Genomic DNA, 20,070 nt, shown 5'->3' with positions numbered 1-20,070 from the left:
TTATTAGCATGAGCCTTGATAGAAACACCATAGGAAAACATGAACAGACTACCAAAAGGTTCGTTTACCGATCGCGGCATCGATGAAAATGCGGTATCCCCCATCATCGGCGTAATACTGATGGTCGCCCTGACCGTTCTGCTTGCGGCTATCATAGGAGCCCTTGCATTTGGCATTGGAACGCCAGAGAGGGTTCCACTGGCGAGTATCGTGGTAGAGAATGCAACGGGAGGACTACTACACAGTCAATCACCAGAAGTAAAATTCGGTGATAATTGGATCACGTTCATACACAGGGGCGGAGATTCACTCAACATATCCTGGACGAAAATAATTATCACAGGATATGGGGAGGCACAAAATATTACGGGAGGCGCTCCAGGAACCAGGGCGGGAGGCGATATCGTCGTCGTCTATGAGAATTTAGAATACGACGGCAAATACAAGGCATACAAAGACCGCAATATAGCGCTCAATGATGGAATCTGGTCTGCTGGAGAAGTGCTGATACTAAATGGTCACGATAGTAAGGAAGTGACTCGTCCAGCATCGACTGTCACGGTATCAATTGCTGATGTAAGTGTCACGAGCGACAATTGGAGATTCAAAGGAAACTCAAAAATCACAATCACGGTTATGGATATCCCTTCTGGTCTAATCATCGCTAGGTCTGAGGTTGTGGTGAGACAAGTCGTGAAATAAGTCGCATGAAGCTAATCATCGCGATAATCACATCCTCATCTGCTGTGGTCGTTGATAGGCGATGAGGAATCACACCTGTGACTCGGAATAACCAAGGCTCAAAAAAGATAAACTTTAAATGTGAAATCAACCGTTCTTATTTATTCAACAATTTCGAGGATTACCTGTGGCGCAAAGCGAGATTGAGATGCTCAAAAAGGCAGAATCCGATGCACTGAAGATGGTGGGGAGTGCCAGGTCCAATGCCGAGGAGAGGATTAAAAAGGCGCAAAAAGATGCCGAAGAGCTCGTCCTCCAGAAGAGAAAAGAAGCGATAGACGCTGTTCAGGATGCCAAAGAAAAGGCAGAGAAAACAGCGACAAAGGAGGCGGAGAAAATCAGACGACAGGGAGAAAAAGAGGCGGAAAGAATTAAAAGACAGGCAGAGCGCAAGGTCGCAGAAGCCGTTAGATATATCGTCGAAAAAGTGACAGGAGGGATATAGTGCTTTTTCCTGCTGAGATGAAGAGCGCAACGATGATCATGCATCGGGCGTATCAAGAAGAGCTCATTTTTGCCCTTCATGAAGCAGGAATCATGGAAATTACAAGTATACGGGATTCGAAGAGCGGTGTCGGCGACATTTTAGAGCAGGAGGAGACGCATCCCAAAATGGGAAAGTGCACAGAATATAAACTGAGGGTCGACCGTATTCTTGGTGCATTAGAGGAAGTTCGAGAGGACAAAACGAGCATATTGAGGGAATTGTTCCGCCCCACGCCCATCATTAAAACCCCCGTAAAGAGGAGAAATGTCGATCGGCTGCTCGATGAAACTGAGAGTATTTTTGAGGAAGTGGAGGATGCCATCAGCATTAAGAGCGAGCTGTCCACTATAGAGGAGGGCATCGATTCGTTTATGATGCAGCGGAATTCCATCGAGCTGTTAAAGCCGTTTGATTTTGACCTCAGCTATATGGGTGAATCAAAATACCTGTATATCGTCGCAGGGACGGTTGAACTGAAGAACTATGACAGGTTTATAGAAAATATCGATAAGGTGGGCATCGATACTTTATTGCTCAAGGAGAAGATTGATGATGAGCGTTATATAACAATCATCGCAACGCTTTCCGAAAACAAGGAGAAGCTGGACGATGCCTTGAGAGGGCATATCTTCGACGAGGTCAAAATTGGGCATTTTGAGGGCAAGCCTCTCGAGGTCATCGAAGGGATAAATGAAGAGCTGAAACAACTCAAAGCCCATAAGGATGAATTGCTCAAAAAACTTAAAAAAATGGACGAAAAGTGGGGTCGGAAACTCTTGACCCTGCAAGAGGAATTGGAAATCGAAAAAGAGCGAATGGCGTGTCCATCAAAGTTCGGCAGGACCAGAGATGCCATCGTTATCGAGGGGTGGGTTGCCTCCAAAGACGTCGACGAACTGAAAGGTCTTTGTGACAGGACGACGGATGGGCATGTTTTTTGTGAATTAAAAGCAGCATCTGCAACGCCGACTGAGATTCCAATTAAATATGATAACCCACGATGGTTAAAGCCATTTGAGTTTCTGACGACGATGTTTGGCCGTCCAAAGTATGATGAAATCGACCCCACCATTTTTATTGCCCCCATATTAGTATTGTTTTTTGGATTTATGCTTGGCGACGTGGCCTACGGACTGTTGATCATCGCAATCGGATACATGCTGTATCAAGGTGTGGGAAAGGTCAGCAATTCGATGCACGATATGAGCATCGTCTTGATGACGATTGGCGCATCGGCAGCCGTGTTTGGAGTCTGGCAGGGAGGATATTTTGGGGACTTTCTCCCGTTCTTCTTAGGCATAAACCCTCCATTCGTATTGTTAGATCCATTGAAGAACCCAGTAGCAGTTCTTCAGATTGCCCTGGTAATAGGCATAATCCATATCAATCTGGGCCTGCTTATAGCGGCTTACCAGAATATACGAAGGAAAAACTACCGAGATATATTGCATGGCCAAATTGCATGGTTCATTATCCAGCCATGTGCTGCCATCTTGATTTTCAGTTTCTTTGGATGGGCAGCGATAGAATCGCAGCTAATAACGGCTGCTGGCGTCGGAAGTATAATCGGAATGGCTTTGATTCTCATAAAACAGGGCCCGCTTGGGTTATTCGGCTTCACTGGATTTCTGGGCGACTGGTTGTCATATGCCAGGATTCTGGCACTGGCACTGGCTACATTCGGCATAGCGATGACCGTGAACATTTTAACCAAGATGGTCGCAGATATACACCCGGTGATGATAATCATGGCAGCCCTGGTCTTCGTGGTTGGGCAAACGTTTAACTTTGCCTTGCAATCCCTTGGAGCGTTTATTCATTCACTGCGTTTGCAGTATGTAGAATTTTTTGGGAAGTTCTATGTTGGTGGTGGCAAAGAGTTTATCCCATTTGGAGTTATGAGAAGATATACTGAATTAATAGACGAGAAAGGAAGAAATCTTGATGATTGAAATAGGAGTTGGAGCTGCGCTCGCAGCGATCGGAGCTGGATTGGCTGTTGGATTGACAGCGATAGGTTCAGGTATTGGAGTGGGAATTGCAGGAGCTGCAGGAGCAGGAGTCATCGCAGAAAAGCCGGATAGGTTTGGGATGGCAATCGTATTTCAGGCGCTACCGCAGACACAGGGGATATACGGCCTATTGGTAGCAATATTAATTTTAATGGCAACGGGATTGCTCGGCGGCATAGCGGTCGATATTCCTGTTTCAGTTGGATTGACTGCAATAGGTGTTGGCCTGGCAGTTGGCATCGCTGGTTTCTCTGCCATAGGTCAAGGGATCGCTGCATCGGCCGGTATTGGCGCAACTGCAGAGAAAAGCGAAGCAATGGGAAGAAGTATCGTGTTCTCGGTGCTTCCGGAGACGCAGGCGATATATGGTCTGCTCATAGCGATATTGTTGATGGCATTTACTGGAATGTTCGGCGGCATAGCTGTCGATGTTCCCATTTCAGTTGGATTGACTGCAATCGGTTGCGGTCTGGCAATTGGTCTCGCTGGTTTGTCTGGTATAGGCCAAGGGATTGCTGCATCGGCCGGTATTGGCGCAACTGCAGAGAAGGAAGAGATGTTTGGCAAGGGAATTGTGTTCTCGGTGCTTCCGGAGACGCAGGCGATATATGGTCTGCTCATAGCGATATTGTTGATGGCATTTACCGGAATGTTCGTGGGAGACTTCAATGCAACGGTTACAGTGGGTCTCGCAACAATCGGTTGTGGCCTGGCAATTGGTCTCGCTGGTTTGTCTGCCATAGGCCAAGGTATAACCGCGGCTGGTGCGATTGGCGCCACATCACGAAACCCAGATGCGATGGGGCGGGGCCTGATATTGACCGTAATGTCAGAGACGTTCGCCATCTTTGGGCTACTGGTCGCCATCTTAATCATGTTCGGCATAGGACTGCTCGGCGCATAATTTTAGGACGTTGATGACACATGGGTATTGATAAAATCATAGCAAAGATTAAAAGCGATGCAAATGCAGAGGTGCAACGTATCGAGGTGGAAGCAAAGCAGGAAGTGGATAAAATCCTGGCAGAAGCCGATAAAAAAGGAAAACAGGAGTATGCCAACATCGTCGAGAGAGGTAAGAGAGATATCGAAGCCATCGGTAACCGAATAAAATCAGGGGCTAGAATGGGTGCTCGTCGAATTACTATGGAGGCAAGGGGCCAGGGCATTTCTCAGTGCTTCACAGAGGCTGTAAAGAGCTTGAATTGCGACAAGACCAAAAAATATGAAACGGTGCTGAAAAGACTGGTAGTGGATGGCATTGAAGTGATAGGTCTCGATGAAGTTATCATCATGTCAGCTGAGAGAGACCATGCTATCGTCAAGAAGGTCGTTTCCAGTATGTCGGACAAAGTGGTGATGGGGAAAGAAAGCATAGATGCCATCGGAGGAGTCATCATCAAATCAAGCTCTGGAGATGTGACCGTGAACAACACCTTTGAGGCCATATTAGAGCGGCAAAAAAACGACCTCAGATATGGAGTATCCAAGATATTATATGAGGTGACCTAAAGTTTGCAGGAACTATTCGAACTGACCGAGCAATTCAATAGGATGTTTGGCATAACGTCGATTGAGTTTATAGCCTATGCAATGGCGATAATATTTCTGGTCGCTATCGGAATAGCGACAGCCCAGGGTTATTTTAAAATGATATTGGACATTGCGTATTTTGCCTATCCAACTGCCAGGGTTAAGGCGGTAGGAAACCCATATATTCGGTCTGATAGGGTACGTGAACTTTTGGAGTCAAAAAGTGCGTCTGAAGTTATGGATAAAATTATGGAGTTGGGGTATAAAATCGATGTAAGTGGCGATGTTGACAAAATCGAGAGAGCATTGAATGCCACACACCTCAAGGAATGCGAGAATATCGTACATACGGCGCCAGAAGGTGTAAAACCATTTTTCAAAGCATATCTAATGCTGCTGGAAACAGAGCAATTGAAAATTGCCATAAGGGCCAAGAAGATGGGGTTGCCGCCGGAAGAAATTGAAAAGAAACTAATTCCGACAGGCATTATAACTCCTGCATTGATAAGGAGTATGGCAGACGCGGATGGTGTTGAAGACGCTGTCCTGATGTTACAGAACACCCCATATGGAAAGCCGCTCTCAGACGTCCTTCCTGACTATGCCGAGATGAGGTCAGTGCTGCCCCTTGAACTGGCACTGGATAAATTCGTGTTTCAACAGCTTCACAATTCAAAACAGCACGTAGATGTGGGCATGGTCGAACCGATAAACAAATTCATTGGGGTGTATGCAGACGTGGCCAATATAAAGATGACATTGAGGGCTAAAAAGGATGAAATTGAAGCCGAGACGATGCAGAAATATATATTATCAGGGGGGCGGGAGCTTTCAGAAGCGAGTCTTAAACAAATTTCTGAATATAAAAATGTGATGGAAATCGTCACTCAACTTGAAGGGACGGCATATATGTCCTCAATAGAAAAAGCCATTCCAGAATATGAGGAGACTAAGAGCATCTATCCATTTGAGGCCGCCCTCGATAGATTCTTATTGAGCTCTGCATCATTCCTCGCTACAGCATATCATCTTGGTGCTGGACCGCTCATCAAATTTATAGTAGCCAAACGATATGAGATTCGAAATATCAGAGCGGTGATTCGCGGCATCAGCGAGGGTGTGCCGCTGGAAAAAATGAAAAAAATTGTGGTGTGTGAGGGAAGCATATGAAAGTAGCTGTGATAGGAGATATGAATATGGTGATGGGCTTTGCGTTGACAGGAGTGAGAAAAACAAAAATTGTCGATACGCCCATGGAAACAGAGGAGGCGCTGAAACAATTTATTGAAGATGCAGAGGTCGGAATAATAATACTTTTAGACCGTTTAGCAGAGGAGATTCGGTCATTTGTAACCGATATTCAAGAGAGAAAAACCGTTTACCCGATAATAATCGAAATGCCTGGGAAAGATGGCCCAACTAAAAGAGAAGACCCCATAAACAAATTGATTCGAAGGGCAGTGGGCATAGACATAAAAAGCAGAGGTATACAACCATGATGAGAGAAGGCGTTATCATCAAGATCACAGGACCGGTCGTTTTGGCTGAGAAGATGAAAGGCTCAAAGATGTATGAACTGGTCAGAGTCGGAAATGAGCAGTTAGTCGGAGAGATAATCAAATTAGAAGAAGATGTGGCGACGATACAAGTATACGAAGAAACAGTAGGCGTTGTGCCTGGCGAACCTGTTGTACGGACTGGTATGCCATTATCAGTCGAATTGGGTCCTGGACTTCTCGGAAAAATCTATGACGGCATTCAGCGCCCGTTAGAGTTAATCAAAATACAGACAGGAGATTATATAGAACGGGGCAGCGATGTACCGGCAATTGAGCGAGATGTCAAGTGGGAATTCGTGCCGACCGTCAAAAAAGGAGAGAAAGTAAACCCCGGAGACGTGATAGGAACCGTTCCAGAAACGAAAACTATCACTCATCGGGTACTTGTTCCGCCCGGGACCGCGGGGGGACTTATCGAGATAGTCCCAAAGGGCAAATATACGATCGCTGATACGATAGCGAAGATAGAAACCGATGAAGGCATTAAGGATATCCAGATGTTGCAGAAATGGCCAGTCAGAATTGCGCGACCCTACGTTAAAAAGCTTAACCCCATGATTCCGCTGACCACTGGCCAGAGAGTCATCGATACGCTTTTCCCTATTGCAAAAGGCGGGACCGCCGCAATCCCTGGCCCATTTGGCTCTGGTAAGACCGTGGTGCAACAATTACTGGCAAAATGGGTAAATGCAGATATAATCGTCTACATCGGGTGCGGTGAACGTGGAAATGAAATGGCAGATGTTCTAAGAGAATTTCCAGAACTCGTAGACCCAACAACTGGTGAGCCTTTGATGAAGAGGACCATACTCATCGCAAACACCAGTAATATGCCCGTAGCCGCGCGAGATGCGAGCGTATACACTGGAATGACGATGGCAGAATATTACAGAGATATGGGATACGATGTCGCATTGATGGCGGATTCGACGTCCAGATGGGCAGAAGCAATGCGAGAAATCTCCGGGAGGCTCGAAGAAATGCCTGGTGAGGAAGGATTCCCAGCATATCTGGCTTCACGGCTGGCGGATTTCTATGAACGGTCTGGGCGCGTCGTGGTAAATGGCAAAGAGAAGGCGGTAGGGTCAATTTCAGTAATCGGGGCGGTAAGCCCGCCCGGCGGAGACTTTTCAGAGCCGGTTACCCAGAACACCCTTCGAATCGTGAAGGTATTCTGGGCATTGGATGCAGACCTGGCAAATAAACGTCACTTCCCTGCAATCAACTGGCTCCAGTCGTATTCGCTCTACTCTGACCAGGTCAAACATTGGTGGCACGAACAAATAGGGACAGAGTGGGGAAAGATGAGGAACGAGGTGATGAACCTGCTCCAGAAAGAAAGCGAACTGGAGGAAATCGTACAATTGGTAGGGCCGGATGCTCTACCTGAAAGTGACCAGGTTATTCTGGAGGGGGCAAAGACCATCAGAGAAGCCTTCCTTGTGCAAAATGCATTCCATAAGGTTGATACTTATTGTCCAGGTAAAAAACAATATGAGATGATGAGAATCATGTTAAAATTCAATGAGCTTTCATTAAAGAAGGTCAAAGATGGCATCCCAGCCGAGATGGTCAAGGCGATGCCCATAAAAGACCAGTTGGCCAGAATGAGCACGGTCCCAGATGCAGAATACCAGAAGCATTTTGAGGAGATTGAAAAGAATATGGAGTCTCAGTTTAAAAAGATAGGAGAGTAGACCGATTATGGAGATGTCTTCAATTCACAGCAGCAGAGAATACACGACCGTAACAGAAGTAAGTGGACCGTTAATGATAGTAGAGGGCGTATCTGGCGTAGCATATGGAGAGGTCGTTGAAATCAAGACCCCATCTGGAGAGAGGAGACGGGGGCAGGTACTCGAAACAAGAACGAATTTGGCAGTCATCCAAGTATTTGAGGGCACGCACGATCTCGACGCCGACAAGACATCAGTTCGATTCACCGGAGAGACCATGAAGCTCCCAGTATCCGGAGAGATGCTCGGGCGAATTTTTGATGGCACTGGAAATCCTATCGATGGAGGAGCAGCCATCATTCCTGAAAAGGTGCTAGATATACATGGATATCCAATCAATCCAGTAGCACGAGAGTTTCCAAGGGACTTCATCGAAACAGGAATCTCGACTATCGACGGGATGAATACGCTGGTCAGAGGGCAAAAACTTCCAATATTCTCCGGCGCCGGTTTGCCGCATAATATTCTGGCGGCACAGATAGCAAGACAGGCAAAGACTCTCGGAAAAAAGGAGGAATTCGCAGTCGTATTCGCAGCGATGGGAATCACCCATGAAGAGGCGAACTTCTTTATCAAAGATTTCGAAGAGACTGGAGCGCTGGAACGGGCTGTGATTTTCCTGAACCTCGCTGACGATCCAGCTATCGAGCGAATTATCACTCCAAGACTGGCGCTTACTACGGCGGAGTTCTTGGCATTTGAGAAAGATATGCACGTGCTGGTGATTCTGACCGATTTAACAAACTATTGCGAGGCACTTCGAGAAATCGCTGCTGCCAGAGAGGAAGTACCAGGACGAAGAGGTTACCCTGGTTACATGTACACCGATTTAGCATCAATCTATGAAAGGGCTGGCAGGATAAAAGGGAAGAAAGGGTCGATCACCCAGATGCCGATGTTGACCATGCCAGACGACGACATAACGCACCCGATTCCTGACCTGACAGGCTATATCACGGAGGGGCAGATAGTATTATCAAGGGACCTTCATAGAACAGGAATATATCCACCTATCAACGTTCTTCCCTGCCTATCACGGTTGATGCAGGGAGGAATCGGAGAGGGTAGGACCCGGGAAGACCATGCTGATGTAAACGACCAGCTTTATTCCGCTTATGCCGAGGGGCGAAAATTGCGGAATCTGGTCGCAGTTATAGGAGAGGAGGCCCTGACAGACACTGATAGAAAATATCTCATGTTCGCTGATCGCTTTGAACGAGAATTCGTGCAACAGGAAAAAGTATATGCAGACAGATCGATCGAAAAGACGCTTGAAATCGCCTGGGACCTGCTGTCGATGTTTCCAGAATCTGAATTGAAGAGAGTCGACGTCGAGATGATAAAGAAATATCATCCCAAATACAGTGGTGGCAAGACTTGAGCAGGGACATCATCAGTGGCGTCAGGCCAACGAGGATGGAGCTTCTAAAGCTAAGAAAGAGAAAAGTGCTTGCCAAGAAAGGGCATGATTTACTCGAAGAGAAGCGGGATGCCCTGATTATGGAATTCTTCAAGATGATAGAGGAATATAGGAAGCACAGAGTCGAATTGGAAGAATACATCAAAGAAGCATTTGAAACGTTGATCGAGGCACAAATGGTGATCGGGCGCAATGGCGTCCAAGAGAGTTCGTATTCGGTCACCGAAATGGTCGACGTCCAGATGAATGTGCGGAACATAATGGGCGTGAGGGTTCCAGTAATTATGGAGCCCCCTCTATTAAGGGGGAGAGGGAGCAGAGAACGCGGATATGGCTACGTTAGCACGTCAGCCAAGTTGGATGAGGCATCTGACGGATTTGAGAGGGTTTTGAGACACATTCTACGGCTGGCAGAGGAGGAGACTTCGATAAGAAAACTGGCGCAGGAGATAGAGAAAACAAAGAGAAGGGTTAATGCGCTTGAAAATATTTTGATTCCACGTCTCCAGTCGACGCAAAACTATATCGAGATGCACCTCGAAGAGCTGGGACGAGAGGATTTCTTCAGAAGAAAGAGAATCAAGGCATTGTTAGAGGTATGTTGAACGATAAATGGTTAGAGAATTTCCTGAAAAATCCAGATATTCGGGCTAAACTCCATTTATTTTTATGGATTGCTCAAATATGCGCGATACTGTCTATTGCAATCGGCACGATAATATTTTTACTCCTCGTGCTGGTATAGGCGTTTCAAGAGACTCCCAGAAGATGCACCAGTGCCATATACACGAGAAATATCGATAGCATCACTGCTATGAGGAATATAGCGAAATCTATGCTTCTGACGTCCACTGTGGTGTCTCCGCGCTCTATCCTCTCCGCCCTCTCCTTGGCGCGCCTGGACGCCTTTTCAGCTGCCATGGATAACCTATCTATCCCATATACCACCATCGCATATGTGCATTTACATGCCCAAATCAAGCCAGTTACTATCTTTGCAAAAGCCATATCCACATAAGTGGCAAATGTTGAGACGGGATTCTTGCAGAACCATACGAAGCTTGATGCTGTTTTCTCATACCAGTAATTAGGGCCAATCCAGAGCGGCGGTTGTAGATGGAACCAGCCAGCCCTTATCCCTACTATAAATATCACGCCGGCCATCAGCATTTTGCCGCCCACACCCTGTATGCTTGTGAGCGTGAAAAACTTGGCTGCATCGTATCCATACTTCGCGATATATTCTACATTGTATGCAGAATAAGTGTAAACGCCCATCGCCGGAGTTATAAACATTTGCATCATCAGGTCAGGTCTTATGCCTATCAGTAATATCATGGCCGCCATAGCGAGCATTGCGACCTGCATTGACAATGGAACTGGCTTAACGTCTTTATATTTCTCTGACCTCTTGCCAAGGAATGTAAATATGAACATTTTCATGGCTGCACAGATAACTCCTGCAGACGTCACCTTGAATATGATTGGTGCAAGATACAACAAGCCGTCGCCATGAAGTTCATATGCCTCCACTATCGAATAATACAGCAAAACCTTGCTTGCATATCCATTGAATCCTGGTATGCCCGATATGCCCATGACCGCAATGAAACAGCATATCGCGGTGATAGGCATGTTCCTCCACAGTCCGCCCAGCTTATACATGTTCAGTTCATGCGTCCTGAAATAGACCGCTCCCACTGCCAAGAACAACAACGCCTTGAACAGTGCATGACTTAGTATGTAAGATGTGGCGCCAGCAAATCCCATTGCGCCCTCGTACCCGAGATATGCCGCACACCCAATACCCATCACGATGAATCCCATACTGCTGATTGACAGATATGCCAGCATTCGCTTTGAGTTCTCCTGTATCAACGCTAAGCACACGCCGATGAACATCGTGATGATGCCGATCCATATAACTCCATATCCAATGGCCTGAGTGGTGCTCCAGAGCACCGGGGCATGCTCAGTTGCATATGCCACGACATCATTAGCTGGTGTGAAAATCATGCCAACCGTCCTGAGTATGCCATATGCACCCGCCTTAATCATCACACCTGAAAGCAGGGCGCTCGCTGGAGAGGGTGCTACTGGGTGCGCCTCTGGCAACCATACATGCAAAGGCACTATGCCCGCCTTCACGCCGAAGCCTATGACCATGAGCGCTGCTATTAAATATTTCAGCCACCCAAGACCTGCCATCTCCTGCATCAGCGGCGAAATCATCAACGTTCCAGTAAAGTGATATATCAGGAAGATTCCCATGAGCAGGAACAGCCCTCCGATAACGCTCAGGAACAGAAACTTCCTGCCCGCCTTCATCGCCTCAGGCGTCTCCGTGTGTATGACCAATACATACGATGTAAGCGCCATCATCTCGAAGAATATGAATAAACTGAACAGATCGCCTGTTAGAAGAACGCCAAGGTTGGCACCTAAGGTGAGCAACATAAATACGTAAAATCTATTCCTCGCATGCTCATGGCTCATGTAGCCCGGCCCCACTGAGTAGAGCGTGGCTATCATCCAGATGAAGGACGTTACCACGGCTAACAACAAGCCAGTACCATCTACATAGAAATTCAACCCATAGAGGAAAGATGGGATAGTATATTCGATTGTGCTCCCGGCGGACACAATTGGATGCATTGAAACTACTAACCCAAACGTGATGGTGGTTATCGCCACTGCTAAAATATCTCTGACCTTCTCAGATTTTCTGCCAGCAATGTATACAAGAAGCGCCCCTACCAAAGGAAACAGTACCGCCCATGCTGGAATAACCGATGTCACCACGCTCGTCATCTCAACAACTTTCTCTGTCATTTCCTGCTTTCCTCCTAATGGTCATGTCTTCCTTTGACTGCATAATGCATCAACAATAGAGCGGTAATCGCCATCACAATGAAACGTATAACGCCGATGGCGGGGTGCTCATAATATTTGGCATATTTGTAGAATTCACTCGAAAAGGTAATGGCAAATGCACCCAAAGCGAGAGCAGATACTATGCCGGCAAATGTAAGTCCATCGTATATCGACTTTTTGTGCCCATGCTCTTCATGGCGCCGTGTCTCTATGATATATTTCATCAATAATATTATGAGCACCGCCAATATTGACCAGAAAACCCAGTACAGCACAGGAGGTGGTGTCATAACTAAACCCCTCCCCCTATAAATTTATGAACTGCCACCAAGACCAACTGTAAAGGCGTGTTTGGCATCATCGGCACGATGCCCAGTATCAAGGATATAGCTGCACATATCAGGATGGGCGCCAACAGCCACCAGGATGGTTCCCTGTCCTTAAACGATGCGTCCGGCTCTTTGAAGAATGCACTATATATGGGCGGCATAAAATATGCCGCGTTCAACAATGCACTCACCAGTATCACTAAAAGGAAAATTGGATACCCTGCCTCTATGGCGCCTAAGCAAAGATACCACTTAGAGATAAACCCACATGTGGGAGGTATGCCCATCATTCCCACTGCCGCTATCGCAAACGCAGCCATCGTTAGAGGCATTTTTTTGCCTATTCCATCCATCTCACTTATGTTCTTTTTCCCGGTCTGGACCAATATGGCTCCAGCACAGAAGAACAATGTGATCTTCATGAATGCCTGGTGCGTGATGTGAACCATGCCCCCCGTCAACCCATACGGACTCAATAAGGCGGCGCCCAATATGATATAGGCTAGCTGACTTATCGTGGAATATGCAAGTCGCAATTTTAGGTTATCCTGTGCCAATGCGAAGATAGATGCCACGATGATCGTAAACGATGCCACAATTGCAAGCGGCAGCCCTACACCGATATCAAGAGAAAGTTCTGCCCCAAAGACACAGTATATTATTCGTATGATTCCAAAGACGCCTGCCTTCACGACCGCCACGGCATGAAGGAGGGCACTGACGGGCGTCGGTGCCACCATGGCAGTAGGAAGCCATGCATGGAGGGGCATGATGGCTGCCTTGACGCCAAAACCGATTATGAATATCATGAACAACACACGGAGCACTTCTGGCGACCCATGACCTGAGAGAAATCCATGGTCGGCGAATGTGAGCGTGCCTGCCAGATAATACGTCCAAACCATTCCAAGCAAGATAACGACGCCTCCTGTCAGAGTATATGCCAGATACTTCCTGCCTGCCTTCATCGCCTCAGGCGTCTCCTTGTGTATCACAAGTGGATATGTGGCAAGGGTCAGCAATTCATAGAATATGAATAAGGTGAATAAGTTGTTCGCATGTGCTATGCCCACGGTGGATGCCACACATATCCCGAAGAAAAAGAAATATCTGGTCTGCCTGTGTTCTTCCAGAGCCCTCATATAGCCGATGGAATATACAGTGGTTAGAATCCACAGGAAGGATGAGAGCGAAGAGAAGAATATGCTGAATGCATCGGCTCTGAAATCAAGCGATATTCCTGGGGCGATTCCAGGTCCCTCAAATATATAAACTCCTCCAGCGAGCACAAAGGGAAACATCGATAGGACTACCAAAAATTTAGATGTGGATCCCAAAATGCTCCAAAATTCTCTTAGATTCCGATGCTTACCGTGTGCGAGTATCAAAAAAGTGCATGCCAATGAAACTGCTATGGCAAGTACTGGTCTTATCGAATGTACTGGTTCCATTTATTCAATCTCCTATGCTCCAAACAGCGCATTAACCGCCGGTACTATTACAGAAAAGCTTATGTTCGTAAATATGCCGAATATGATTACTCCCAGTGCCAATATCACCATCGGCACCAGCATCGAGACGGGGACGTCTCCATATTCCACCTTTTTGCCATGGTCCCCTTTGCCATGGTCCTCTTCGCCAAAGAACGCATTTATTATGATGGGCATGAAATATGCCGCATTCATAATACTGCTCAATATCAACACTACTATAAATATCATGAACACAGGCGCCCCGGTTTCCAGAGCGCCCATGGCAAGCACCCATTTGCTGATAAAGCCACATAGGGGAGGTATTCCTATCATCGAGATTGCGGCGATGGTGAACACGAGCATCGTCATCGGCATCTTCTTTCCAATGCCTGCCATCTCGCCAATCTCCCTGATTCCGGTTTTATAGATGATCGCACCAGCAGTGAGGAACAATGCACCCTTCATCATTGCGTGGTGGAGAATGTGCACTATCGCTCCCTGCAGTCCTGTTATCGTCAACAATGACATGCCCAAAAAGATATAGCCCATCTGCCCAACGGTCGAATAGCCCAGCATCGTCTTCAGATTGGTCTGCTTTATTGCCACTGCCGAGCCAAAGAGCATGGTAAATCCGGCGAGTATTGCCAATGGAACGTGAACGCCCATCGCTGCCACGAGGTCCACTCCAAACACATCATATATGACCCGTATCATCAGGTAGCAACCCTCTTTGACCAGCACCCCGGAGAGTATGGCGCTCGCTGGAGAGGGTGCGATTGGATGCGCCACCGGTAACCAGAGATGGAAGGGGAATATTCCTGCTTTAGTCATGGCACCGATTAGAAAAGCGATAAAGACGAGATACGATATCGTCCCTTGATACTCCAGGATTCCTCCCAGACCAAGGTCCAGCGTGCCTGCCATCATATAGGTCGTGACTATGGCTAAAAACAGGACGAGACCAGTACCTATGCCAAGGAATAAATATAATCTGCCCGCCTTCATCGCAGCAGGTGTCTCCTCGTGTATGACCAATACATACGATGTGAGCAGCATTAACTCGAAGAATATGAACAGACTGAACAAGTTTTTCGTGAGCAAAACGCCGAGCACCGAGCCGAGCGTCAAGAGCATGAACGTGTAATATCGGTTCCTCGCATGCTCATGGCTCATGTATCTTATCGAGTAAACCGTGGCCAATATCCACTCAAAAGAGCACATCATGGCTATTATCAAGCTGAGCTTGTCCACCCTGAAAGCGATTTCGATGGGGGCAACCTCGCCAGAGACGAGTATGAATTCGATGACCTTGCCACCAAGGATAGTAGGTGCCATTGCCGCTACTGCTAAAAAAGAAACGACACAGGTTGCGATAGAGACGATGTCTCTTGCACGCTCTGACCTTCTCCCGATATAATACAGCATGATGCCGACCAGGAATGGTGCAAGCACTGCTATTGCGGGCAAATATGAGGTTATTACTTCAGCCATAATATCTTCCCTTCACTTTTTATGGTGTTTCTATTAGTTATATGCCCAGCAACAACTCAACCGCTGGCCCTACAACCGACAGGGGGATACCTACGAATATGCCGAATATTATGCATCCCAGTGCCAGTATCACTATGGGAACCAGCATGCTGGGGGGGACTTCATCTACCTCGACGTGCTCCTCCTGCTTATGTTCACCAAAATATATGAGGTTAATAACTCTGAAGTAGAATACCGCAGTCAGGAGACTAGCCAGCAATATGACTATGGCGAAAGTCCATGCTCCTGCCTCCAGAGCTCCCAGACAGAGATAAAATTTGCTGAAGAATCCGGCAGTCGGCGGGAGTCCTATCATCGAGACGGCAGCCAGCGCAAACGCAGCCGCAGTGATTGGCATTTTATCTCCCAGTCCAGCGAGGTCATGGATGTTTCGCAGCCCGGTTTTATAGATAATCGCACCCGCACAGAAGAACAGGGCTCCTTTCGCCATCGCGTGATTGAATATGTGCAGGATCCCGCCTGTCGTGCCCATCTCTGTAGCCAATCCCACGCCCAATATCACATAGCCGATGTGAGCCACACTCGAGTATGCTAACATCCTTTTTATATCAGTCTGGGATATGGCAAACAAGGAACCTATGAGTATCGCAGCCGCCGCGACCCATGTGAGCACAGACATGATGGGCATCACCTCCGTGACGAACTCGGGCTGAAAAATGGTGAAAGACACCCTGATAATGGAATATGCGCCCACTTTTATCACCAGGGCGGAAAGAATAACGCTTATCGGTGATGGTGCGATGGAGTGCGCATCAGGCAACCAGGTGTGCAGGGGGAAGAGCGCGGTTTTGATGCCGAAGCCCACCATGAAAAAAGCCAGCGCGGCGAGCACAACATAAGAGCCATACCATGGTTGTAATCTGATTGACAGGTCGGCCATGTTCAAAGTACCTGTAATTATATACAGGTAGCCCGTGCCAAGCAATATGAAACTGGTGCCGATTGCGCCAAGCAAAAGATATTTATAACTCGCTATGAAAGACTCTTTTTTCTTTGATATGGCCACGAGTGCGTATGCTGCTACAGACATTATCTCTGTAAATATGAATAAATTGAACATATCCCCGGTGACTACTACGCCAAGCATGCCACCGATCAAGAGCATCAGCAGGGTGTAATATGAGGTCGTTTTTCCCTTTGGCAATTCCTTGTCGACGTAATTTTTGGAATATATTACTGCCAATAAACTGATGAAAGTTATCGTGACGCACATGAAAGCACTGAAATAGTCCACTACCAGCTCAATTCCCCATGGCGGCTCCCATCCCCCGAGATGATAGCTGATCGTACCATAAGTCATCACATATTTTGTGAGCACGAGCGATATACAAAATGATATAAATGTCGATGCTGTAGCGAGAGGGTGGCAAAGTCCTTTCCTCCACAACCCTAACGCAGGCATAAGGTATGCTGCTATAAGTGGCACCATGACAACCAATATCGGTAAATGCTCTATCATCATCACAACTCCATAAGCTTCTCGGCGTCCAGCGTTCCATATCTCTCATATATTTTTATCGTCAGGGCGAGGGCGAGCGCTGTCAGGGCAACGGCTACGACGACTCCAGTTAGCACCAGCACATGGGGCAGTGGATTCACATACACGTCAACTCCTGGTACGATTATGGGTGACGCCCCTCCCTCTTTATCCGCCAGTGATATCAGAAAAAGGAGCACCGACGTAGAGAAGATATTTAGTCCCAGAATCTTCTTTATCAGGTTTTCCTTCGCTATCATTGCATAGAGCCCTATCAAGAGTAGAATCACACATACCCAGTAATTAAAATTATCAAGTAGGAACTCAATCATACAGGTTCCTCCTTCTCCTGTGCCATGAGGAAGAATAGCGTTGCCATTAATGCCATGACGTGAATTCCGATGGCGACCCCAACCAATAGAATCATGAGTCCGCTGACCTGAGCCGGAGCCATCGGGAGCGGAATCATGCCGTATTGCAGAAAAGCTCCCCCGGCCAGCAGCGCCAGCAACCCGATTCCGGCAAACAACAAGATACCGCCGCTATCCATGATGAGTCTCATCTTGTGGCTTGCTCTGGCTTCGGCGCTGGACAAATCATAAGACAACGCCAGCAATATCATGCTCGCACCCACAATTACTCCACCCTGGAAGCCGCCGCCGGGGCTAACCGGCCCGTGTATGATGGTATATAGTCCAAATAGTTGTATAAACGGTACCATCAACCTCGAGACCGTTTTGACGATTACGGTCGTCATTCATCCTCCCTCCCAAGGAGGGATATGACCGCTGCCCCTGCGGTGAATATCACCGTAAGCTCGCCAAGCGTATCATATCCTCTATAACTCACAAGAACTGCCGTCACTATGTTCTTCACCCCAGTTTCCTCATATGCCATCTCAATGTACCTGGGGGCGACGTGCTGGTGTACCGGACCCTCAGGATCGCCGAACGCTGGCATGTCGACCACAGCCATGACAAGCACAGCTCCAATCATCACCAAGACGATAAGCGGTGCAATTCTAATCTTCCTCCCTCCTCGTCGTTTTAGCTATGGCTGCGATAAACAAGAGAGTCGTGATACCTGCTCCAACAGCTGCCTCGGTCAAAGCAACGTCTGGCGCATTCAGTTGCGCGAACACTATCGCCATGACCAAGCTGTAAATCGAGAAGACGACCGCTGCTGCCAACAAATCCCTGGTGAAGACCACGATGATGGAAAGTATCACCAGAAAATACAAGAGTACGATGTCAAGTGCCCATATCACCGTGATACCTCCTTGTACATGTCAACGATGCTCTTCTTCCATAACTCTATGCCGTGTTTATATGCAGCTCTTGCTATCGCATGAGCAGCGACTGGATTCGTCAGAAAGACGAAGCCTATGATGAATATCATTTTCACGCTTGCGAGTGTTGCCCCCTCATACAGTATCGACCCCGTCAATATCATACCAAGCCCAAGCGTATCGCATTTAGTCGCCGCATGCAGCCTCGTATAAACGTCAGGAAATCTCAGCAATCCAATGGTGCCTACGAAGAAGAAGAGAGTACCAATAGAGAGGAAAAGTATCTGCAGTGCCTCGATTATCATTCGACCACCTTCCCCGTCTCTAAATATCTCGCCGTAGCAAGTATCGCCAAGAACAACAACACGGCATATGTCAGAGCGATGTCGATGAACATCATCTGGTCATATATAACCGCGATTAAAACCAAGACCGCCAGCGTCTTGGTACCTATTACCTGTGCGGCAGCTATCTTGTCTGGCAGGGTTGGCCCAACTATAAGCCTGTAGAAACACATCAAGGCTGCGAAAGATAGTGCCAGGGCAACAAGTAAAAAGACGTTCATCGTTTCCCCTCCCCAAACACGTGCTCCATACGCCTCTCAAAATCCCCCTTCAAAAGGTTTTCTCCATGTTCGGTTGCCAGACAGTGAACATAATAATCTTCTCCAACTATATCCATGGTAAGCGTGCCCGGCGTCAGCGTTATCGAGCTCGCCAGCGTAGTGAGCGCGACATCACTTTTCAGTCTGGAGCTGAACTTTATGATTCCCGGAGATATTGGCATCTTTGGGTCGAGAACTCTGCGTGCCACGTCAATGTTAGACATAAAGATTTGAAATAGTAACCAAAAACTATATTTTATAAACCTTATGAGAGTGCCTGCACGGTCAATGATGCTGTCGTTACCTCTTATGAACAAATCATGTGAATAAAGTGCGACGAGAATAGAGCAGATTATGCCCATTGAGAGGTGCATCACATCCAAAAGGCCAGATAAAAATACCCAGAAACCAAATAAGACGATGAATGTTAGAAAGATGCCGACAATATCTTTAGAGTTCATCTCATATCCTCACTAACATTTGATGATAATTATAACATTCAAACGATGTAGGTGCATAAAAAGATTTTGAATTGATTGGCAATCTATTGAAAATCGCAGAAGATAATCTTCCGAAGGAGGGAATCTGTAATCTGTTTCCATTTAGGAGAGGGTTGACGGATTCAGCGAATAGAAACATTTTAATAGGTTATAGTTAGAATTATATAATAATGATTGGAACGCATATTGAAGTGATAGTGGGAACTATATCCTTTTTAGTGGCACTTGCTGGATTTATTCTCTGCATCATCCTGTTTCTAACGTTAGGAAGAGTTGACTGGAATATACTGAAAGAGAACACTTTTCAAGACATACACTTTTTAACTAAAAATTGGACGCTTCTTTTTGCATCAGGCGCGTATTTCGCAGTGCACCAGATCGAAGATCTGATGGAGTTGTAATTCCTACGGAATTTCAACACTTACGAATTAATTCGCCTCTTCAACCTGTGGGAGCCGATAGGGATACAGGTGTTTGCAAGCGCCCT

General features: G+C 47.0%; 23 protein-coding genes. 11 read left to right on the top strand and 12 right to left on the bottom strand.

Annotated features, from left to right (window positions below; genetic code table 11):
• The first annotated feature begins 39 nt into the window (after nt 1-39).
• From BME93_05895 to BME93_05850, 10 genes are all read left to right on the top strand, one after another.
• The gene (locus tag BME93_05895) at nt 40-702 is read left to right on the top strand and encodes a type IV pilin N-terminal domain-containing protein (protein ATZ61583.2); all 663 of its coding nucleotides are present in this window, start codon (nt 40-42) and stop codon (nt 700-702) included.
• Between the two features lie 166 nt (nt 703-868).
• Nucleotides 869-1,186, top strand: a complete 318-nt coding sequence (locus BME93_05890) for a V-type ATPase subunit subunit G family protein (protein ID ATZ61582.2) — start codon at nt 869-871, stop codon at nt 1,184-1,186.
• Nucleotides 1,186-3,180, top strand: coding sequence for a V-type ATP synthase subunit I (locus BME93_05885; GenBank protein ATZ61581.2), 1,995 nt, complete (start codon nt 1,186-1,188; stop codon nt 3,178-3,180). Before BME93_05890 ends, BME93_05885 begins: the two co-directional genes overlap by 1 nt.
• Nucleotides 3,173-4,144, top strand: a complete 972-nt coding sequence (locus BME93_05880; GenBank protein ID ATZ61580.2) for a hypothetical protein — start codon at nt 3,173-3,175, stop codon at nt 4,142-4,144. The genes BME93_05885 and BME93_05880 overlap by 8 nt, the downstream gene beginning before the upstream one ends.
• A gap of 20 nt (nt 4,145-4,164) precedes the next feature.
• Nucleotides 4,165-4,752 (top strand): V-type ATP synthase subunit E, encoded by a 588-nt coding sequence (locus BME93_05875; GenBank protein ATZ61579.2) that lies wholly within the window; start codon nt 4,165-4,167, stop codon nt 4,750-4,752.
• Nucleotides 4,753-4,755: 3 nt separating this feature from the next.
• Nucleotides 4,756-5,943 (top strand): V-type ATPase subunit, encoded by a 1,188-nt coding sequence (locus BME93_05870; GenBank protein ATZ61578.2) that lies wholly within the window; start codon nt 4,756-4,758, stop codon nt 5,941-5,943.
• Nucleotides 5,940-6,272 carry a V-type ATP synthase subunit F gene (locus BME93_05865; GenBank protein ATZ61577.2) on the top strand — a complete coding sequence of 111 codons (333 nt, stop codon included), beginning with the start codon at nt 5,940-5,942 and terminating at the stop codon, nt 6,270-6,272. The genes BME93_05870 and BME93_05865 overlap by 4 nt, the downstream gene beginning before the upstream one ends.
• Nucleotides 6,269-8,029 (top strand): ATP synthase subunit A, encoded by a 1,761-nt coding sequence (locus BME93_05860; protein ATZ61576.2) that lies wholly within the window; start codon nt 6,269-6,271, stop codon nt 8,027-8,029. Before BME93_05865 ends, BME93_05860 begins: the two co-directional genes overlap by 4 nt.
• 13 nt (nt 8,030-8,042) lie before the next feature.
• Nucleotides 8,043-9,449 (top strand): V-type ATP synthase subunit B, encoded by a 1,407-nt coding sequence (locus tag BME93_05855; protein ID ATZ61575.2) that lies wholly within the window; start codon nt 8,043-8,045, stop codon nt 9,447-9,449.
• Nucleotides 9,446-10,093, top strand: a complete 648-nt coding sequence (locus BME93_05850; protein ATZ61574.2) for a V-type ATP synthase subunit D — start codon at nt 9,446-9,448, stop codon at nt 10,091-10,093. The genes BME93_05855 and BME93_05850 overlap by 4 nt, the downstream gene beginning before the upstream one ends.
• 145 nt (nt 10,094-10,238) lie before the next feature.
• On the opposite strand, the gene BME93_05845 is transcribed toward BME93_05850, so the two are convergent.
• Genes BME93_05845 through BME93_05790 form a run of 12 tightly spaced genes read right to left on the bottom strand, consistent with a single transcriptional unit; the run spans nt 10,239 to nt 19,544 of the window.
• Nucleotides 10,239-12,320: a proton-conducting transporter membrane subunit gene (locus BME93_05845; protein ATZ61573.2), complete on the bottom strand. Its 2,082-nt coding sequence runs from the start codon at nt 12,318-12,320 to the stop codon at nt 10,239-10,241.
• Between the two features lie 14 nt (nt 12,321-12,334).
• Nucleotides 12,335-12,652 carry a hypothetical protein gene (locus BME93_05840; protein ID ATZ61572.2) on the bottom strand — a complete coding sequence of 106 codons (318 nt, stop codon included), beginning with the start codon at nt 12,650-12,652 and terminating at the stop codon, nt 12,335-12,337.
• Between the two features lie 2 nt (nt 12,653-12,654).
• Nucleotides 12,655-14,142 carry a monovalent cation/H+ antiporter subunit D family protein gene (locus BME93_05835; GenBank protein ATZ61836.2) on the bottom strand — a complete coding sequence of 496 codons (1,488 nt, stop codon included), beginning with the start codon at nt 14,140-14,142 and terminating at the stop codon, nt 12,655-12,657.
• Nucleotides 14,143-14,154: 12 nt separating this feature from the next.
• Complete coding sequence (locus BME93_05830) at nt 14,155-15,654, bottom strand: monovalent cation/H+ antiporter subunit D family protein (protein ATZ61835.2); 1,500 nt, start codon at nt 15,652-15,654, stop codon at nt 14,155-14,157.
• A 37-nt stretch (nt 15,655-15,691) separates the two neighbouring features.
• On the bottom strand, nt 15,692-17,176 hold the full coding sequence (locus tag BME93_05825; protein ID ATZ61571.2) for a monovalent cation/H+ antiporter subunit D family protein: 1,485 nt from the start codon (nt 17,174-17,176) through the stop codon (nt 15,692-15,694).
• The gene (locus BME93_05820; protein ID ATZ61834.2) at nt 17,176-17,523 is read right to left on the bottom strand and encodes a cation:proton antiporter subunit C; all 348 of its coding nucleotides are present in this window, start codon (nt 17,521-17,523) and stop codon (nt 17,176-17,178) included. Before BME93_05820 ends, BME93_05825 begins: the two co-directional genes overlap by 1 nt.
• Nucleotides 17,520-17,948 carry an MnhB domain-containing protein gene (locus BME93_05815; protein ID ATZ61570.2) on the bottom strand — a complete coding sequence of 143 codons (429 nt, stop codon included), beginning with the start codon at nt 17,946-17,948 and terminating at the stop codon, nt 17,520-17,522. Before BME93_05815 ends, BME93_05820 begins: the two co-directional genes overlap by 4 nt.
• Nucleotides 17,945-18,166, bottom strand: coding sequence for a hypothetical protein (locus BME93_05810; protein ID ATZ61569.2), 222 nt, complete (start codon nt 18,164-18,166; stop codon nt 17,945-17,947). The genes BME93_05815 and BME93_05810 overlap by 4 nt, the downstream gene beginning before the upstream one ends.
• A 46-nt stretch (nt 18,167-18,212) precedes the next feature.
• A complete protein-coding gene (locus tag BME93_05805) occupies nt 18,213-18,458 on the bottom strand; it encodes a DUF4040 domain-containing protein (protein ATZ61568.2) in 246 nt (81 codons plus the stop codon).
• Complete coding sequence (gene mnhG, locus BME93_05800) at nt 18,455-18,784, bottom strand: monovalent cation/H(+) antiporter subunit G (protein ATZ61567.2); 330 nt, start codon at nt 18,782-18,784, stop codon at nt 18,455-18,457. The genes BME93_05805 and mnhG overlap by 4 nt, the downstream gene beginning before the upstream one ends.
• Nucleotides 18,781-19,044 carry a monovalent cation/H+ antiporter complex subunit F gene (locus BME93_05795; GenBank protein ID ATZ61566.2) on the bottom strand — a complete coding sequence of 88 codons (264 nt, stop codon included), beginning with the start codon at nt 19,042-19,044 and terminating at the stop codon, nt 18,781-18,783. Before BME93_05795 ends, mnhG begins: the two co-directional genes overlap by 4 nt.
• On the bottom strand, nt 19,041-19,544 hold the full coding sequence (locus BME93_05790) for a Na+/H+ antiporter subunit E (GenBank protein WRQ72891.1): 504 nt from the start codon (nt 19,542-19,544) through the stop codon (nt 19,041-19,043). Before BME93_05790 ends, BME93_05795 begins: the two co-directional genes overlap by 4 nt.
• A gap of 209 nt (nt 19,545-19,753) precedes the next feature.
• Here BME93_05790 and BME93_05785 point away from each other — a divergent pair, with 209 nt between their 5' ends.
• Entirely contained in the window at nt 19,754-19,984 is a 231-nt protein-coding gene (locus tag BME93_05785; protein ID ATZ61565.2) for a hypothetical protein, read from the top strand.
• The last annotated feature ends 86 nt before the right edge of the window (nt 19,985-20,070 follow it).

This window comes from Methanosarcinales archaeon Met12, assembly GCA_002813105.2.
In the GTDB taxonomy this organism is placed as follows: Archaea; Halobacteriota; UBA148; order UBA148; family JAJOKI01; genus JAJOKI01.
This window is presented reverse-complemented; position numbering and strand designations above follow the sequence as displayed.

Bases quoted from the DNA above. Each gene is read 5' to 3' on its own strand.
- BME93_05895 (ATZ61583.2), top strand. From the start codon at position 40: ATGAACAGACTACCAAAAGGTTCGTTTACCGATCGCGGCATCGATGAA.
- BME93_05880 (ATZ61580.2), top strand. From the start codon at position 3,173: ATGATTGAAATAGGAGTTGGAGCTGCGCTCGCAGCGATCGGAGCTGGA.
- BME93_05875 (ATZ61579.2), top strand. From the start codon at position 4,165: ATGGGTATTGATAAAATCATAGCAAAGATTAAAAGCGATGCAAATGCA.
- BME93_05865 (ATZ61577.2), top strand. From the start codon at position 5,940: ATGAAAGTAGCTGTGATAGGAGATATGAATATGGTGATGGGCTTTGCG.
- BME93_05860 (ATZ61576.2), top strand. From the start codon at position 6,269: ATGATGAGAGAAGGCGTTATCATCAAGATCACAGGACCGGTCGTTTTG.
- BME93_05855 (ATZ61575.2), top strand. From the start codon at position 8,043: ATGTCTTCAATTCACAGCAGCAGAGAATACACGACCGTAACAGAAGTA.
- BME93_05845 (ATZ61573.2), bottom strand. From the start codon at position 12,320: ATGACAGAGAAAGTTGTTGAGATGACGAGCGTGGTGACATCGGTTATT.
- BME93_05840 (ATZ61572.2), bottom strand. From the start codon at position 12,652: ATGACACCACCTCCTGTGCTGTACTGGGTTTTCTGGTCAATATTGGCG.
- BME93_05835 (ATZ61836.2), bottom strand. From the start codon at position 14,142: ATGGAACCAGTACATTCGATAAGACCAGTACTTGCCATAGCAGTTTCA.
- BME93_05830 (ATZ61835.2), bottom strand. From the start codon at position 15,654: ATGGCTGAAGTAATAACCTCATATTTGCCCGCAATAGCAGTGCTTGCA.
- BME93_05825 (ATZ61571.2), bottom strand. From the start codon at position 17,176: ATGATGATAGAGCATTTACCGATATTGGTTGTCATGGTGCCACTTATA.
- BME93_05820 (ATZ61834.2), bottom strand. From the start codon at position 17,523: ATGATTGAGTTCCTACTTGATAATTTTAATTACTGGGTATGTGTGATT.
- BME93_05815 (ATZ61570.2), bottom strand. From the start codon at position 17,948: ATGACGACCGTAATCGTCAAAACGGTCTCGAGGTTGATGGTACCGTTT.
- BME93_05810 (ATZ61569.2), bottom strand. From the start codon at position 18,166: ATGGCTGTGGTCGACATGCCAGCGTTCGGCGATCCTGAGGGTCCGGTA.
- mnhG (ATZ61567.2), bottom strand. From the start codon at position 18,784: ATGATAATCGAGGCACTGCAGATACTTTTCCTCTCTATTGGTACTCTC.
- BME93_05795 (ATZ61566.2), bottom strand. From the start codon at position 19,044: ATGAACGTCTTTTTACTTGTTGCCCTGGCACTATCTTTCGCAGCCTTG.
- BME93_05790 (WRQ72891.1), bottom strand. From the start codon at position 19,544: ATGAACTCTAAAGATATTGTCGGCATCTTTCTAACATTCATCGTCTTA.
- BME93_05785 (ATZ61565.2), top strand. From the start codon at position 19,754: ATGATTGGAACGCATATTGAAGTGATAGTGGGAACTATATCCTTTTTA.